At 62.6% G+C, this 15,944-nt stretch carries 16 protein-coding genes; 14 read left to right on the forward strand and 2 right to left on the reverse strand.

Translation table 11 applies throughout. The annotated features are described in order from the left end of the window. Positions 1–19 precede the first annotated feature (19 nt). The 5 genes from uraH (at position 20) to HEP69_RS10370 (ending at position 5,961) form a co-directional block, all read left to right on the forward strand. Positions 20–379: a hydroxyisourate hydrolase gene (gene uraH / locus HEP69_RS10350; RefSeq protein ID WP_290558444.1), complete on the forward strand. Its 360-nt coding sequence runs from the start codon at positions 20–22 to the stop codon at positions 377–379. 158 nt (positions 380–537) lie between these two features. Further along, positions 538–1,527, forward strand: coding sequence for a deoxyribose-phosphate aldolase (gene deoC, locus HEP69_RS10355; RefSeq protein ID WP_290558445.1), 990 nt, complete (start codon positions 538–540; stop codon positions 1,525–1,527). A gap of 42 nt (positions 1,528–1,569) precedes the next feature. Then, positions 1,570–3,909, forward strand: a complete 2,340-nt coding sequence (locus HEP69_RS10360) for an aldehyde dehydrogenase family protein (RefSeq protein WP_290558446.1) — start codon at positions 1,570–1,572, stop codon at positions 3,907–3,909. 67 nt (positions 3,910–3,976) lie between these two features. Continuing rightward, on the forward strand, positions 3,977–5,089 hold the full coding sequence (locus HEP69_RS10365) for an S-(hydroxymethyl)glutathione dehydrogenase/class III alcohol dehydrogenase (RefSeq protein ID WP_290558447.1): 1,113 nt from the start codon (positions 3,977–3,979) through the stop codon (positions 5,087–5,089). A gap of 161 nt (positions 5,090–5,250) precedes the next feature. Further along, positions 5,251–5,961: an NYN domain-containing protein gene (locus HEP69_RS10370; RefSeq protein ID WP_290558448.1), complete on the forward strand. Its 711-nt coding sequence runs from the start codon at positions 5,251–5,253 to the stop codon at positions 5,959–5,961. Between the two features lie 25 nt (positions 5,962–5,986). Here the strand turns inward: HEP69_RS10370 and HEP69_RS10375 are convergent, their stop codons facing one another. Continuing rightward, positions 5,987–6,604 (reverse strand): TetR/AcrR family transcriptional regulator, encoded by a 618-nt coding sequence (locus HEP69_RS10375; RefSeq protein WP_290558449.1) that lies wholly within the window; start codon positions 6,602–6,604, stop codon positions 5,987–5,989. A 128-nt stretch (positions 6,605–6,732) separates the two neighbouring features. Between HEP69_RS10375 and mbfA the strand changes: the two genes are divergently transcribed. The 8 genes from mbfA (at position 6,733) to HEP69_RS10415 (ending at position 13,422) form a co-directional block, all read left to right on the forward strand. Then, complete coding sequence (gene mbfA, locus HEP69_RS10380; RefSeq protein WP_290558450.1) at positions 6,733–7,707, forward strand: iron exporter MbfA; 975 nt, start codon at positions 6,733–6,735, stop codon at positions 7,705–7,707. 101 nt (positions 7,708–7,808) lie between these two features. Beyond that, positions 7,809–8,597: a hypothetical protein gene (locus tag HEP69_RS10385; protein WP_290558451.1), complete on the forward strand. Its 789-nt coding sequence runs from the start codon at positions 7,809–7,811 to the stop codon at positions 8,595–8,597. Positions 8,598–8,662: 65 nt separating this feature from the next. Next, positions 8,663–9,598 (forward strand): AEC family transporter, encoded by a 936-nt coding sequence (locus tag HEP69_RS10390; RefSeq protein ID WP_290558452.1) that lies wholly within the window; start codon positions 8,663–8,665, stop codon positions 9,596–9,598. A gap of 60 nt (positions 9,599–9,658) precedes the next feature. Then, a complete protein-coding gene (gene fghA, locus HEP69_RS10395) occupies positions 9,659–10,489 on the forward strand; it encodes an S-formylglutathione hydrolase (protein WP_290558453.1) in 831 nt (276 codons plus the stop codon). After that, a complete protein-coding gene (locus HEP69_RS10400; protein ID WP_290558454.1) occupies positions 10,486–10,947 on the forward strand; it encodes a YaiI/YqxD family protein in 462 nt (153 codons plus the stop codon). The genes fghA and HEP69_RS10400 overlap by 4 nt, the downstream gene beginning before the upstream one ends. Continuing rightward, positions 10,944–11,564 (forward strand): HAD family phosphatase, encoded by a 621-nt coding sequence (locus HEP69_RS10405; protein ID WP_290558455.1) that lies wholly within the window; start codon positions 10,944–10,946, stop codon positions 11,562–11,564. Before HEP69_RS10400 ends, HEP69_RS10405 begins: the two co-directional genes overlap by 4 nt. Further along, positions 11,561–12,478, forward strand: coding sequence for an ornithine cyclodeaminase (locus HEP69_RS10410; protein ID WP_290558456.1), 918 nt, complete (start codon positions 11,561–11,563; stop codon positions 12,476–12,478). Before HEP69_RS10405 ends, HEP69_RS10410 begins: the two co-directional genes overlap by 4 nt. Beyond that, positions 12,475–13,422: an alpha/beta hydrolase gene (locus HEP69_RS10415; protein ID WP_290558457.1), complete on the forward strand. Its 948-nt coding sequence runs from the start codon at positions 12,475–12,477 to the stop codon at positions 13,420–13,422. Before HEP69_RS10410 ends, HEP69_RS10415 begins: the two co-directional genes overlap by 4 nt. On the opposite strand, the gene HEP69_RS10420 is transcribed toward HEP69_RS10415, so the two are convergent. Further along, complete coding sequence (locus HEP69_RS10420; RefSeq protein WP_290558458.1) at positions 13,412–14,656, reverse strand: MFS transporter; 1,245 nt, start codon at positions 14,654–14,656, stop codon at positions 13,412–13,414. The two genes, HEP69_RS10415 and HEP69_RS10420, sit on opposite strands and share 11 nt — an antisense overlap. Before the next feature lie 183 nt (positions 14,657–14,839). Here HEP69_RS10420 and zapE point away from each other — a divergent pair, with 183 nt between their 5' ends. Further along, positions 14,840–15,898, forward strand: coding sequence for a cell division protein ZapE (gene zapE / locus HEP69_RS10425; RefSeq protein WP_290558459.1), 1,059 nt, complete (start codon positions 14,840–14,842; stop codon positions 15,896–15,898). Positions 15,899–15,944: the final 46 nt, after the last annotated feature.

The following is a 15,944-nucleotide window of genomic DNA, read 5'->3' on the forward strand; positions in this document are numbered from 1 at the left end:
AAAGACGGAGGGCACACCGATGGCCGCAGGCTACCTGACCACCCATGTTCTGGACACCGCGCGCGGCCGACCGGCGGTCGGAATGCCCATCACGCTCTACCGGCTAGAGGGAGATCAGCGGCAGCAGCTGGCCCGGATGGTTACCAATCACGATGGCCGCACGGATGGCCCGATCCTGCCCCAGGACCGCTTTGAGACGGGCACCTACGAGTTGGTCTTCGACGCGGGCGCCTATCTCGACGCCACCGACACCCCCCCGGAGGCGCCGCGCTTTCTGGACCAGATCCCGATCCGCTTCGGGATCAGCGACGCGGGCGCGCATTACCACGTGCCCCTGCTGTTCTCGCCCTTCGGGTTTTCCACCTATCGCGGCAGCTAAATCCTCAGCCCGCCCCACCGCGCCAAATCAGCAAAAGGAATGCACGCGCAGCGTGCGCCTTTGGATCCCGCCCGCACCCGGGTCGGACGCGCGGCCAGCTTGCCAAGGCGGCGGCCCCATGCGACCCTGTTGCTTTCACCCGATCCGACGAGCGCGCCATGCAGACACCCGCCCTGACCCCGACGACACCGCTTGCCCCCGTGACGGACGCCCGCAATCCCGGGATGCCACTCGACATGCAATGGGTGCGTTCAGTGCAGGCCAATACATCGGCCATCGAACGCCGTGCGGCTACGCTGCCGGGTCGCAGATCCGTCAAGACGGATTTTCAGGCGGCGTGGCTCCTGAAGGCTATTACCTGTATCGACCTGACCACCCTGGCCGGAGACGACACAGACGACCGCGTACGCCGTCTCTGCGCCAAGGCCCGCCAACCGGTGCGTGCCGATATCCTCGACGCTCTGGGCATGGGCCAGATCACCGTCGGCGCCGTCTGCGTCTATCACGACATGATCGGCGCCGCGGTGGATGCGCTTGAGGGGACCGGCATCCCCGTGGCCGCAGTGTCCACAGGCTTTCCCGCGGGTCTCTCGCCCTTCCATCTGCGCGTCAGGGAAATCGAAGAAAGCGTGGCAATTGGTGCCGAAGAGATCGACATCGTGATTTCGCGCCGTCATGTGCTTTCGGGCAACTGGCAGGCGCTATACGACGAAATGAGCACCTTTCGCGCGGCCTGTGGCGAGGCTCATGTCAAAGCGATCCTCGCAACCGGCGAGCTTGGAACGCTGCGCAATGTGGCGCGCGCCTCGCTCATCTGCATGATGGCAGGGGCCGATTTCATCAAGACCTCCACCGGCAAGGAAAGCGTGAACGCCACCCTGCCGGTCTCAGTCGCAATGGTCCGCGCGATTCGTGACTATTACCAACGCACCGGCTATCGCGTCGGATACAAGCCCGCCGGTGGGATCTCCAAGGCCAAGGATGCGCTCACCTACCTTGCCCTGATGAAAGATGAGCTAGGGCGTCCTTGGCTCCAGCCCGACCTCTTCCGCTTTGGCGCGTCGTCGCTCTTGGGCGATATCGAACGGCAGCTGGAGCATCATGTCACCGGGCGGTACTCGGCGCGCTATCGGCATGCGCTGGGCTAAGCGGCAAGCGCCTGTGTTCCGTATTTGTAAAGAGAAGAAGCCATGACCGTGAAAGAGATCTTCGACGCGATGGACTATGGCCCCGCGCCCGAAAGTGCCGCTGACGCGCTGGCCTGGCTGGTCGATCAGGGCGACCGGTTCGGCCATTTCATCGACGGCAACTTTACCGCGCCCGCCGCAGGCTTTGACAGCCGCAACCCGGCCACGGGAGAAGTGCTCGCCACGCTTTCGCAAGCCACGCAGGAGGATGTCGATGCCGCCGTCGCCGCCGCCCGCGCGGCGCAGAGCAAATGGCAAAGACTGGGTGGGCCGGGGCGCGCGCGATACCTCTATGCCATCGCGCGGCTGATGCAAAAACACGCGCGGCTTTTGGCTGTGCTGGAGACGATGGACAATGGCAAACCCATCCGGGAGAGCCGCGATATCGACGTGCCGCTCGCCCAGCGCCATTTCTATTTCCACGCAGGTATGGCCCAGCTGATGGACGCGGAACTGCCCGACCGCGAGGCGCTGGGTGTCTGCGGCCAGATCATCCCGTGGAACTTCCCGCTGCTGATGCTGGCCTGGAAGATCGCGCCTGCGATTGCCATGGGGAACACGGTGGTTCTGAAACCGGCCGAGTACACCTCGCTCACGGCACTGCTGTTCGCCGATATCTGCCGTCAGGCGGGTCTGCCCAAGGGCGTGGTGAACATCGTCACTGGCGAAGGCGCGGTGGGCGAGATGATCGTCAATCACCCCGGCATCGACAAGATCGCCTTCACAGGCTCCACCGAGGTGGGCCGACGGATCCGGCGCGCCACCGCCGGGACCGGCAAGGCGCTGACCTTGGAGCTGGGCGGTAAATCCCCCTATATCGTCTTCGACGACGCCGATCTCGATTCAGCCGTCGAAGGGCTGGTCGATGCGATCTGGGTCAACCAGGGCCAGGTCTGTTGCGCAGGCTCGCGCCTGCTCGTCCAGGAAAGCGTGTCCGAGGCGTTTCATGCGAAGCTCAAGGCGCGCATGGACGGGCTGCGCATCGGCGATCCGCTGGACAAATGCATCGATGTGGGCGCGATCGTGGACCCGGTCCAGCGCGACGCCATCGCCCGCATGGTCGAAGCGAACACCTCCGGAGAGATCTACCGCGCCGCCACGCCCCTGCCAGCGCAAGGATGCTTTTACCCGCCGACCCTGATCACCGGGCTCGGCACCGCCGACCCGCTGATGCAGGAGGAGATCTTTGGTCCGGTCCTGGTTTCCACCACCTTCCGCACCCCGGCCGAGGCGGTGGCGCTGGCCAACAACACCCGCTACGGGCTGGCCGCCACGCTCTGGACCGAGAATGTGAACCTCGCCCTCGATATCGCGCCGAAACTGGCGGCCGGTGTGGTCTGGGTGAATGCCACCAACCTCTTTGACGCCGCCGCAGGCTTTGGCGGGGTGCGCGAAAGCGGGTTCGGGCGCGAAGGTGGCTGGGAGGGGCTGGCCGCCTATACCCGGCCCCGGGCCAAAGCCAAACCGCTGGTTCCAATCGCCGCGTTCGAAGGCGATCAGGGCCTCGCAGAGGGGATCGACCGGACCCCGAAGCTCTATATCGGCGGCAAACAGGTGCGCCCCGATGGTGGCTATTCCAAACCGGTCTACGACAGGAAGGGCCAGCTTCTGGGCCAGGTGCCCATCGCCAACCGCAAGGATATCCGCAACGCGGTGGAGGCGGCGGAGGCAGCAAGCGGTTGGGCCCGAACCACCGGGCATCTGCGCGCGCAGATCCTCTACTACATCGGCGAAAACCTCTCGGCCCGTGCGGCAGAGTTCGCCGGGCGCATCGACAGGCTTACCGGCAAACGCGGTGGCAAGGCCGAGGTAGAGGCGAGCATCGACCGGCTTTTCACATATGCCGCCTGGGCCGATAAATACGATGGCCGCGTGCATGGCGTCCCGATCCGGGGCGTGGCGCTGGCGATGAATGAACCTGTCGGTGTCATCGGCGCGGTCTGCGCGGATGAAGCGCCGCTCTTGGGCCTGATCGGCGTTATGGCGCCCGCCATAGCAATGGGCAACCGCACGGTGCTGGTGGCCTCGGACCCGTTCCCACTGGCGGCCACGGACCTCTACCAGATCCTCGACACCTCGGATGTCTCAGCCGGCGTGGTCAATATCCTTACCGGCCCACATGCCGATCTGGCTCCCCATCTGGCCGGCCACATGGCGGTCGATGCAGTGTGGTGCTTTTCCTCCACCGACCTGGCCGAGACCATCGAACGCGAGGCGGCGGGCAATCTCAAGCGGACCTGGGTCAACAAGGCCCGGACGCGCGACTGGACCCAAGCGGACGCCCAGACCTTCCTTGCCGCCGCGACCGAGGTCAAGACTATCTGGGTGCCTTACGGGGAGTAACGGGGCCTTGATTTGCCCCGCTCTTTGCCCCACGGTCGGGCCAAAGACCCCAAGGGAGGGAAAGATCATGCGCACCCGGGCCGCCGTCGCCATTCAGGCCGGAAAACCACTCGAAATCATGGACGTAAACCTCGACGGGCCCCGCGCGGGAGAGGTTCTGGTGGAGATCAAGGCCACCGGCATCTGCCATACGGATGAGTTCACACTGTCGGGTGCAGATCCCGAAGGGCTTTTCCCCGCGATCCTCGGCCATGAAGGGGCCGGCGTGGTGCTGGAGGTAGGCGAAGGCGTCACCTCGCTCAAGCCGGGCGATCACGTGATCCCGCTCTATACGCCCGAATGCCGGGAATGCGAATACTGCCTGAACCCCAAGACGAACCTGTGTCAGGCGATCCGTGAAACCCAAGGGCAAGGCCTGATGCCGGATGGCACATCCCGGTTCACAACGCTCGATGGGGACCCGATCCTGCACTACATGGGCTGTTCGACCTTCTCCAACCATACGGTCCTGCCCGAGATCGCGCTGGCCAAAATCCACCCAGACGCGCCCTTTGACAAGGTCTGCTATATCGGCTGCGGCGTGACCACCGGTATTGGCGCGGTGATCAACACCGCCAAGGTGGAAATCGGGTCCCGCGCCATTGTCTTCGGTTTGGGCGGGATCGGGCTGAATGTGATCCAGGGGCTGCGCCTTGCGGGAGCGGATCAGATCGTAGGCGTGGACATCAATCCCGACAAGGTGCCCATGGCCACCCGCTTTGGCATGACCGATTTCGTCAATCCCACCGAGGTCGAGGGCGATCTGGTCCCCTATCTGGTGAGCCTCACCAAAGGCGGTGCCGACTATACTTTCGACGCGACCGGCAATGTTCAGGTCATGCGCACGGCCCTTGAGGCCGCGCATAAGGGCTGGGGTGAAAGCATCATCATCGGCGTGGCGCCGGCCGGTGCGGAAATCTCCACCCGTCCGTTCCAGCTGGTCACGGGCCGCAGCTGGCGTGGCACCGCATTCGGTGGCGCGCGCGGTCGCACGGATGTGCCCCAGATCGTGGAGTGGTATATGGACGGCAAGATCGAGATCGACCCGATGATCACCCACACGATGGGTCTCGACAAGATCAACGACGGATTCGACCTGATGCATGCGGGCAAATCCATCCGCTCGGTCGTGATCTACTGAGCGCAGCAGCGGCACCCAACCCGCGCCCAACGCGCCTTCTGGCCAAGATCATGCCTGACGGGGGGATCGCCATTGAATGTGCCATTGGTCCAAGCCACAATGGCGACGGGTGGAAAACCCCCGGTGCCGCCATCGATCCCTCAAACCCAAAGGTTTGCCCAATGCCCGACCGCACTCGCCCGCTCTATGCCGTCCTGATCGACGCCGACAACATCCCGGCAAAACACGCAAGCGCCATCCTAAAGGAGATCACCTCCTTCGGCGAACCCGCGTTGCGCCGGGTCTATGGCGACTGGTCATCGGGGCGGCTCAGCACCTGGTCCAAAGTGGTGCGCGATCTGGGCCTTGTGGCGCACCAGGAGAGCGCCAACACCGTGGGCAAGAACGCCTCCGATATCGGCCTGGTGATCGACGCAATGGATATCCTGCATACCGGGCGGTTCGATGGCTTTGTTCTGGTCAGTTCCGACAGCGACTTTACGGCGCTGGCCAACCGCGTGCGCGAGCAGGGCCTCGATGTCATCGGTATTGGCGAGGCCAAGGCGCCCGAGTCGCTGCGCAATGTCTGCAATCGTTTCGTGTTGATCGAAAACATCGTCGACGAACCGCCCGCCAAGGGCAGCAGCACAAACAAGAGCGGCAAGGCCCCTGTCACCGATGCGATCCCGCTGATCCTGCGCGCGATGGAGAAAATTCCCCAGGACAGCGACTGGTACGCGCTGGGACCGTTGGGCCAGTACATCGTGGCCGATAACCCCGATTTCGACACCCGTACCTATGGCAAACCCAAACTCAGCGATCTGGTCAAAGACCTCAAACGGTTCGAGACGCGCAAATCAGGCAATCAATTAGAGGTGCGGCGCGCCGACTGACGCCTAACACCGCAGACGCGGTGATCTAGATCGCGTAGCGCGCCATGAATGTCTCGACCGCGCCATCGATCACGCGGGCGATTTCGGCCTCGCTGAACGTGGCATCGATATTGAACACCAGACGGGGAAACAGGTCAGCCTTGCAGAGTTCGGCAAACTGATCCGCAGCAAGCTCGATATCGTCGATCTCCATCTGCTTGCGATCCACACATTCGGTCAGAAACTCCGTCAGGCGGTTTCGCACCATCATCGGTCCGGTCTCATAGAATTGCCGCCCCAGTTCGGGAAAGCGGTCGGCCTCGGCCACACAGATCCGAAACACCCGTTGACCAAAATCCGACAGCAAAAAGCCCAACATCCGCTCTGCGGCTTCTTTCAGGACCATTCGCGGTGTTGCCGCAACCTCGATCAAGGCAAGCGATTCCTCGCCCTGACGGAGGCATTCCAGTCGCGCGACTTCCATGAACAAAAGTCGCTTGTCGGGGAAATAGCTGTAAAGGGTTGCCTTTGAGACACCCGCCGCACGCGCGATATCGTCGACACTGGCCCCCTCAAATCCATCCGCGAGAAACACCTGTCGGGCGCCCTGCAGAACCTGATCGAACTTGCGACCTTTGCGAACGATCTCTGCCGCGTGCGCCATAGTCCCTCCCCTCCACCTATGGGCCACCATATAAACCGATCAGTTCAGTTTCAACCTGATTACAGGTTGCCTGCGCGTCAGATGTCATTATATTCCGTTTTAGAACTATTCTAATTAAAGGCTCTCAGATGCGCCCTTTCTTCGCCCGCAAAACCTTCAAGGACCTGACAGAACAGGAAATAATCGCGCTGGCGATTTCGTCTGAGGAAGACGATGCCCGCATCTACCGTGGATATGCGCAAATGCTGAAGGCGGACTATCCGGCATCGGCCAAACTCTTCGAGGCGATGGCCGCCGAGGAAGATACCCACCGCACCCGGCTCATTGACCTGCATACGCAACGGTTTGGATCGACCATTCCGCTGATCCGGCGCGAGCATGTGGCAGGATACTATACCCGCCGACCTGTCTGGCTGGTCGAAAACCTTAGCATCGACCGCATCCGCGCCGAGGCCGAGGCGATGGAACGCGACGCGCAGCAGTTTTACCTCAAAGCCGCCCAGCGCACGAGTGATACCACGACACGCCAGTTGCTGGGTGATCTCGCGGCAGCCGAAGCCGGGCACCAGGCCACCGCCGCAGGCCTCAAGGACCGGCTGTTTGACAGCGACATCCAAGACCAGGAAGGCGAGAAATCCCGCCGCCAGTTCATCCTGACCTGGGTACAACCGGGGCTGGCGGGGCTGATGGATGGCTCGGTCTCTACGCTGGCACCGATCTTTGCGACAGCTTTCGCAACACAGGACACCTGGACCACATTTCTGGTTGGCGTCGCCGCATCGGTGGGCGCGGGTATCTCCATGGGATTTACCGAAGCCGCATCCGACGATGGGGAGCTTTCGGGCCGCGGTTCGCCGATCAAGCGCGGCGTGGCCTCCGGCGTGATGACAACGGTGGGCGGGTTGGGCCATGCGCTGCCTTATCTGATCACCGATTTCTGGACCGCGACGGTGATCGCAATCATCGTTGTCTTTGTGGAATTGTGGGCCATCGCATGGATCCAGAACAGATACATGGAGACGCCGTTCTTCCGCGCCGCGTTTCAGGTGGTTCTTGGCGGTGCCCTGGTTCTGGCCGCCGGTATCCTCATCGGCAGCGGCTAGAGAGGCGGTGACGGTGGAGAAATGCCACCTCCTGCACACCCTCGTCGCAAGGCGACATCTTATTTGATAGGCTTGAGGGATCTTGTCAGGAGGGGATGTCGGTGTCGGACCAATTGCATATCGCGGTGAAAGCGCTGGCGTACATCGCAGCGGCACTGATGCTGGCCTTCGGCATGGCAAGCGCTCCGCAGGCGGACGAGACGGCAGCACATTCCCGGCCGCCTGCCGGATTGATGTGGAACCGCACCGGCCTGCCCGCGGTTTTTCCGCTTGTGGTCAAAAGCCGTCCTGGCGCCGATTACGTTGTGGTTCTGGTCGATACCAAGACCGGCGTCGATGCCTTGTCAGCCTATATCGTAGGCGGTGAACCGTTTCGGGTGCTGGTTCCGCCCGGCACTTTCCTGCTGCGCTTTACATATGGCACCGACTGGACGGGAGAGGACCGCCTCTTTGGAGCAGGAGAGGGGACCGGCGCCTTTGTGCTCCCAGGCGCTCTGACCTTTGAAATCGAAGGGTTTGGCACCAAGAAAGGGCATCTGGTCGATCTGAGCAACGCCCCGACCGGCACCGTACGCGACGCTCGGGTCGGGGATCTGCGGATCTGCCAATCCCTGGCAGCATTCCAAAGCCGCAATCCGCAAAGGCTCGACCGCTTCACCTTTGCGCAGCAGTGGATGCGGCATGACAGGCAGATCTTGCCATCCCACAACGGTCTGGGCGCACGCCCCTTATCGGATTACCCGAAATTCGAGGTCGATCCCTTGGCACGGCTGAGCGATCAGAATCTCGACTATCTGCGATACCGGACAATGCCGCGGGCCTTTGATTATGCCCCCTACCCGACCGCACCGGGCTTGAGTTACGGCCTGCGGTCCGGTCTCTGCCCATAGGATCAGCTCCCGATCCCTTGATCGCGCTTCTTGCACCTTGGCGACCAAGTCTCTAACCCTTTGGCATGGTCGAGATTTTCCTGCGTACCGTTCCCTTTTTCGCGCTGATCGGTCTGGGATACTGGGCCGGACGCACACGGTTTTTCAGTGAAGAGGCAACCGCCTATCTCACCAAGTTCGTCTTTTACTTCGCGTTGTCGGCGATGCTCTTTCGATTTGCCGCAAACCTGTCGCTTGACGAGGTCTTCAATGGCCGCCTGATCGCGGGCTATCTTTGGGGCACTGCCTTTGTCTATGGGATCGCCACTATCGTGGCTTTTCTGCGCAAACTCGACGTCCAGTATACCGCGATCGAAGCGCAATGCGCCGTCATCGGAAATGTTGGCTTTCTGGGGATCCCGATGCTGGCCGTCATCTTTGGCGAGGCCGCTGTGGGGCCGGTCATGCTGGTGCTGGCTGTCGATCTGATCGTTTTTTCCAGCCTGATTGTGATCCTGATCACCGGCTCCCGCGACGGACGGATGAGCCTTTCCATTCTCAAGACCGTAGGGCTTGGCCTGATCAAGAACCCGATGATCGTGGCCATCTCTCTGGGGCTGATCTGGTCCGCGCTCGACATTCCGATCCCCGGCCCGATGAACGAGTTTCTCGCCATCCTGGGTGCTGCTGCCACACCCGGTGCACTTTTTGCAATCGGAGCGTCACTGGCTTCCAAATCGGCGGAACGGGTTCAGGTCGCCCTCTGGCTCAGCTTTTGCAAATTAGGGCTGCATCCGCTTTTCGTGGCCATCGGCGTGTTGATCCTTTTTCCGATCGATCCGTTCTCGGCCGCTGTCGTCATCTCGGCGGCGGCCCTGCCGGTGGCCGGCAATGTCTATATCCTGGCGCAACATTACAACGTCGCACCGCACCGCGCATCGGCGGCGATCTTGCTGTCCACGGTGATCTCGATCATCACCGTGTCGGTGGTCATTGCCTGGGTCAGCGCATCATTTCTGTAAGACGTTGCCAAACCGCGCATCGCTGGTATTGCTGTTGCGGAACAATCTGAGGAAGCGCTCATGAAACCCGTGTCAGAAAACAAGGCCTTTGGCGGCGTGCAGGGTGTCTATACACATGCATCCAATGCCTGCGCCTGCGACATGACCTTCGGCCTGTTTCTGCCCGAAGAGGCGCAGCACGGCCCGGTCCCCGTCCTGTGGTATCTGTCGGGCCTCACCTGCACCCATGAAAACGCGATGGTCAAGGCGGGCGCGCAAAGCTGGGCAGCCGAGCATGGTCTGGCGCTGGTTTTCCCCGATACCTCGCCGCGGGGCGAGGATGTGGCCGATGACGATGCCTACGATCTGGGCCAGGGTGCGGGGTTTTATGTCAACGCCTCGCAGAAACCCTGGGCGCCGCATTTCCAGATGTGGGACTATGTGGCCGAGGAACTGCCCGCGCTGATCGCCGAGCATTTCGCCGTCGATATGACGCGCCAGTCGATCAGCGGTCATTCGATGGGGGGGCACGGAGCGCTGACGCTCGCCATGGGCCTGCCAGGGCAGTTCCGGTCGGTCTCGGCCTTTGCGCCGATCTGCCATCCCACGGCCAGCGAATGGGGCCGCAAGCAGCTCGGCGCCTATCTGGGTCCGGATGAGAGCAAATGGACCCGCCATGACGCAACGCTGATGATGCGGGAGACCGGCTTTGACGGGCCGATCCTGACCGATACCGGGACCGGCGATCAGTTCTATGAGCTGTTGCAGACCCATGCCCTGGCCGAGGCTGTGGCCAAGCGGCCCCAGCAGGCTCAGATCCGCCTGCAACCGGGTTATGACCACAGCTATTTCTTTGTCTCGACCTTCATGGAAGATCACCTCGCGTTCCACGCCGATGCGCTTTATGCATGACTGCCGTATATATTGACGCCGATGCCTGCCCGGTGAAATCGGAAGCCGAGCGTGTGGCGACCCGCCACCGCGTGCAGATGTTCGTCGTTTCCAATGGGGGGCTACGGCCCTCACAAAACCCGCTGATCGAAAATGTCATCGTTGCCGAAGGCCCGGACGAGGCCGATATGTGGATCGCCAACCGCTGTGGGCCCGGCGATGTGGTGGTGACCGGCGACATTCCCCTGGCCGCCAAATGTATCGAGGCGGGCGCGCGTGTGCTGCGCCACAATGGCGCGGCGTTCACCAAGGCCAATATCGGTCAGCAACTGGCGATGCGCGATCTGATGGCGGATCTGCGCGCCGCCAACCCCTTGGGCGCGGGCGGGGGTGGGCGTGGCTTTACAAAGGCCGACCGCTCCCGTTTTCTGGACGCGCTGGAGCGGGAACTGCGCGCCGCCAAAAAGGACATCCCATGACCCCCAAAGCGGTGATTTTCGACATCGGCAACGTGCTGATCGAATGGCAGCCCGAGCGGTTCTATGACAGCGTGATCGGCCCCGACAGGCGCCGCGCGATGTTCGCGCAGGTCGATCTGCACGGCATGAACGACAAGGTCGATATGGGGCAGCATTTTACCGATACGATCTATGCCACCGCCGAGGGTTATCCCCAATGGCGCGACGAAATCCGCATGTGGCATGACCGCTGGATCGAGATGGCCACACCCGCCATTGACCATTCCGTGCGCCTGATGGGCGCGTTGCAGGCCAGAGGCATTCCGGTGTTCAGCCTCACGAATTTCGGCATCCAGAGCTATGATTACGCAGCCGGTCACTATTCGTTTCTGCGCGCCTTCGACCGCGATTTCATCTCGGGGCATATGGGTGTGATCAAACCCGATCCGCGCATCTACGCCATGGTCGAAGAGGGCAGCGGCCTGGCTCCGTCCGAGCTTATGTTTACCGATGACCGCCCTGACAACATCGCGGCGGCCACCGCGCGCGGCTGGCAGACGCATCTTTTCGAGGGGCCGCAGGGCTGGGCTGACCGGCTGGTGGCGGCAGGGCTTTTGACAGCTGAGGAGGCCGCATGAGCATTCCGTCGATATCCATGACTGACGGCGAGGCGCTGATGGACTGGCGCGCGCTGACGCAGGCCTTCAAGGCAGGCCACGCCCTGCCCAAGGCCGATGTGGGCGACACGTTCCTTTATCGCGGAACGGACACCGTGCTGTCGCGCGCGGCCTGGATCGACGGGATGGGCGTGGCCGTCAAAACCGCCACCATCTTTCCCGGCAATCCAGCCAAGGGCACGCCGATGGTCAATGGGGCCGTCTGTCTTTACTCAGATACCGACGGCACACTTGAAGCTCTGATCGATTTCCATCTGGTCACCAAATGGAAGACTGCGGCAGACAGCCTTTTGGCGGCGCTGATGCTGGCCCCGGAGGACGCGTCCGAGATCCTGATCGTCGGGGCAGGCACCGTGGGCGCATCGCTGATCGAGGCGTTCGGCGCGGGCTTTCCCGGCGCGCGTTTCACGGTCTGGAACCGCTCCCCCGCCGGGGCGGAGGCTTTGGCCGAATGCTATCCCGGCACGCGCGTTGCGCGCGATCTGGAGGCTGCCGTGGGCACCGCCGACATCATCCTAACCGCCACCATGTCGTCGGAGCCGGTGATCCACGGCGATTGGCTGCGCCCGGGTCAGCACCTCAACCTGATTGGCGCCTACAAGCCCGATATGCGCGAGGCCGACGATGCCGCACTGAGACGCGCCAAGATCTATGTCGATAGTTTCGATACCACCATCGGCCATATCGGCGAGATCGAGACGCCGCTTCGGGCGGGCGTGATCAGCCGGGACGACATTCTGGCCGATTACTATACGCTTGATCGTTTCATTCGGGGGCGCGCGGGCGACATCACGCTGTTCAAGAACGGCGGGGGCGCGCATCTGGACCTGATGACCTCCCGCTACATTCTGGAGCGGTGGCGCGAGACGCAATGATCTGGGTCGCTCTATGTAGCGCGCTGGCCACGATTGCGATCTGGCCGTTCTTGCGCGAAAGGCTGCGCCCACCGATGGACGAGACCGCCCGGCGCACCGCACCCGGACAGGGGATCCCCCTGCCCAGCGGCCTGACCCATTACGAATGGATCGGCTCGGCACGCGGTCCGGTGGCGCTGTGTATTCACGGGCTGACGACGCCCTCATTCGTGTGGAAAGGCATCGCGCTGGCACTGGCCGCGATGGGCTACCGCGTGCTGATCTATGATCTTTACGGGCGCGGGTACTCCGACAGGCCGCCTGGGCGCCAGACCCGCGCCTTCTTCTTGCGACAGCTGAACGAGTTGCTGGCGGCACAAGACCTCGGCCAGGATCTGACGATCATCGGCTATTCCATGGGCGGCGCCATCGCAACGGCATTCGCCGCGGCCCATCCCGACCGGGTTCGCCAGCTTGTGCTTTTGGCCCCCGCAGGGATCCGCGTGCGGCAACCGACGCGGCTGGAACAGATGCTGAAATGGCCGTTGATCGGCGACTGGCTGATGCTGATGTTCTATCCCGGGCAACACCTCAGAGGGATTGCGGCGGAACGCGGTCTGCCATCATCTGTGCCCGACATCCATGACCGGCAAAAGGCCGAGCTGCGCTTTCGTGGCTTTGTGCCGGCGGTGCTGTCCAGCTATCGGGGATTGCTTTCTGAAACGTTCAAGGCCGATCACATACAGATTGCGCAGCACAATATCCCCACCCTGGCAGTTTTCGGCGGTGCCGATCCGCTGGTCCCGCCCTCTGCCGCCGGGCCGCTGATCGAATGGCACCGGCGCGCACGGGTCGAGGTGATCGCGGGCGCGGGTCACGGCCTGCCCTATACCCATACCGATGCCGTGATGCATCACGTCACCGATTTTCTGCGCGACAGGGGGAAGCTGAACCTCAGGCCATAGCCGCTCGGCTGGGCAGCGGTCTTTCCCGGATCGGCAGATGCACAATGGCGCTGAACGCGCCCACGGCCACACCGACCCACCACACCACGGTGTAGTCGCCGGTCAGGTCATACATCCGACCGCCCAGCCAGACCCCCACGAAACTGCCCAGCTGGTGGCTGAAAAAGATGATCCCATAAAGCGTGCCCATATAGCGCAGCCCATAGATATGCGCCACCAAGCCCGAAGTCAGCGGCACCGTGGCCAGCCACAGCGCCCCCATCGCCACGGAAAAAAGGATCACCGACAAAGGCGTGATCGGAAAGATGAAAAACAGGGCGGCAATGATCGTCCTTCCGGTATAGATCCCGGCCAAGAGATACTTCTTGGGAAAATAGTTCCCGGCCCAGCCCGCCGCCAGCGTGCCCGCGATATTGGCCAGACCGATCAGCGATATCGCCACCGCTCCCAGAGCGGAGGTCGTGGTGATCCCGATATCATGCAGCACGCTGCCTGGCTGGATCGGGCCGCACATCTCGGTCACCAGCGCCGGGAAATGCGCCGTAACAAAGGCCAGTTGATAGCCGCAGCTGAAAAACCCCAGAAAGATCAGCGTGTAGGAGGGATCGCGAAACGCCTTCACCAGAACCTGACCCAGGCTCTCTTCCAGTTCGGCATTGCTGGCCATGGGCGGGGCGCGCATCAGAGGCAGGGTCAGGATCAACAGCAGGATCGCGCCCGCGAACCAGACGAACACCATCTGCCAGCTCATCATCGTGAGCATCCACTCGGCCAGCGGCGCGCCAAAGACCTGACCGGCGCTGCCCGCCGCCGTGGCAATGGCCAGCGACATTGACCGGTTGGCATCCGACGAGGCCCGCCCGACAACCGCCAGGATCACGCCAAAGCCGGTGCCCGCTACACCAAAGCCAACCAGCCAGGCATAGAGCTGATGCTCCAGCGGCGTGGTCGACATCGCGGTCAGCACCATGCCCCCCGCATAGATGATCGCACCCATGATGATCGCCTTGCGGTCCCCGATCTTTTCCGCGATTGCACCGAAAATCGGCTGGCCGATCCCCCAGGCAAGATTCTGAATGGCGATGGCCAGAGAGAACTCGGTCCTGAGCCAGCCGAACTCATCGGCGATCGGGATCTGGAACACACCGAAAGAGGCGCGCACCGCAAAGCTCACCATGATGATGATGCACCCGACCATGAGAACCGGGGTGAAGAGAGGCGCGCGATCCTGCATGCGGGGAGGTCTCCTGTTCGGAGTTCGGAGTTCGGAGTTCGGAGTTCGGAGTTCGGAGTTCGGAGAGTAACCCCGACAGACTCGCGGTCAATTCAGGATTTCTGGTCTGACGCATGAGGATTTGTGATGTGAGCCGCGCGAGGGTGGCTTTTCAATCCCGCCCATGGGCGCTAGGGCTGAGACATGTCAGCGATATCCGAGCTTTATGCCCAGCGCGTGGCCAAAGGCACGCTGCACCGCGACCCGGTTCAGGAGGCCGTCCTGCCGGAGTTCGAGCGGATCCGTACGGCGCTTGCCCAGCCGGTCAAACGCGGGTTTTTCCGCCGCGCGCCCGAGCCGCCAATGGGGCTTTATCTGTGGGGCGGGGTCGGGCGCGGCAAATCCATGCTGATGGATCTCTTCGTCGATGCGATGGGCGATGTGCCCACGCGCCGGGTGCATTTTCATGCCTTCATGCAGGAGATCCACGCCGCAATGCATGTCGCGCGTCAGCGCGGCGTGGATGATGCCATCGCCCCCGTGGCGGCGGATGTGGCCAAATCCGTCCGGCTCTTGGCATTCGACGAGATGCAGATCACCGACATCACCGATGCGATGATCGTGGGACGCCTGTTCGAGGCGCTCTTTGCCGCCGGGGTGGTGGTGGTGACCACCTCCAACCGGGTGCCGGATGATCTGTACAAGGATGGGCTGAACCGCCAGATTTTTCTGCCTTTCATCGAGATGATTAAGGACAAGATGGTGGTATGGGAACTCTCCAGCTCCACCGATTACCGTCAGAACCGGCTGGAAGGGGCGCAGGTCTATTTCACGCCTACCGGCCCGGAGGCGCGGGCCGAGATCGCGGCGGTGTGGGACGATCTTGCAGGCGGTAAGGCAACCGAACTGGTTCTGGCCGTCAAGGGCCGCGCGGTGGTTCTGCCTGCGTTCCGCAACGGTGTCGCACGGGCCACGTTCTATGAGCTGTGCGGCAAACCTCTGGGGCCTGCGGATTACCTTGCCATTGCAGACGCTGTCCGGGTTCTGGTTCTGGAGGATATCCCGCGCCTGTCGCGGTCGAACTTCAACGAGGCCAAACGCTTCGTCACCCTGATTGACGCGCTTTATGAGGCCGAGGTAAGACTGATCTGCTCGGCGGCTGCCGAACCCGAGATGCTCTATGTGGAAGGCGAAGGCACGTTCGAGTTCGAGCGTACCGCCTCGCGGCTGCGCGAAATGCAGGCCGAGGATTGGGGCGCCTGAGCCGTGTGTCGGCCGGCCGGTTATGCGCGCGCGGCGGATTTCCGAA

Source organism: Aestuariivita sp. (genome assembly GCF_021404545.1).
Taxonomy (GTDB): domain Bacteria; phylum Pseudomonadota; class Alphaproteobacteria; order Rhodobacterales; family Rhodobacteraceae; genus Aestuariivita.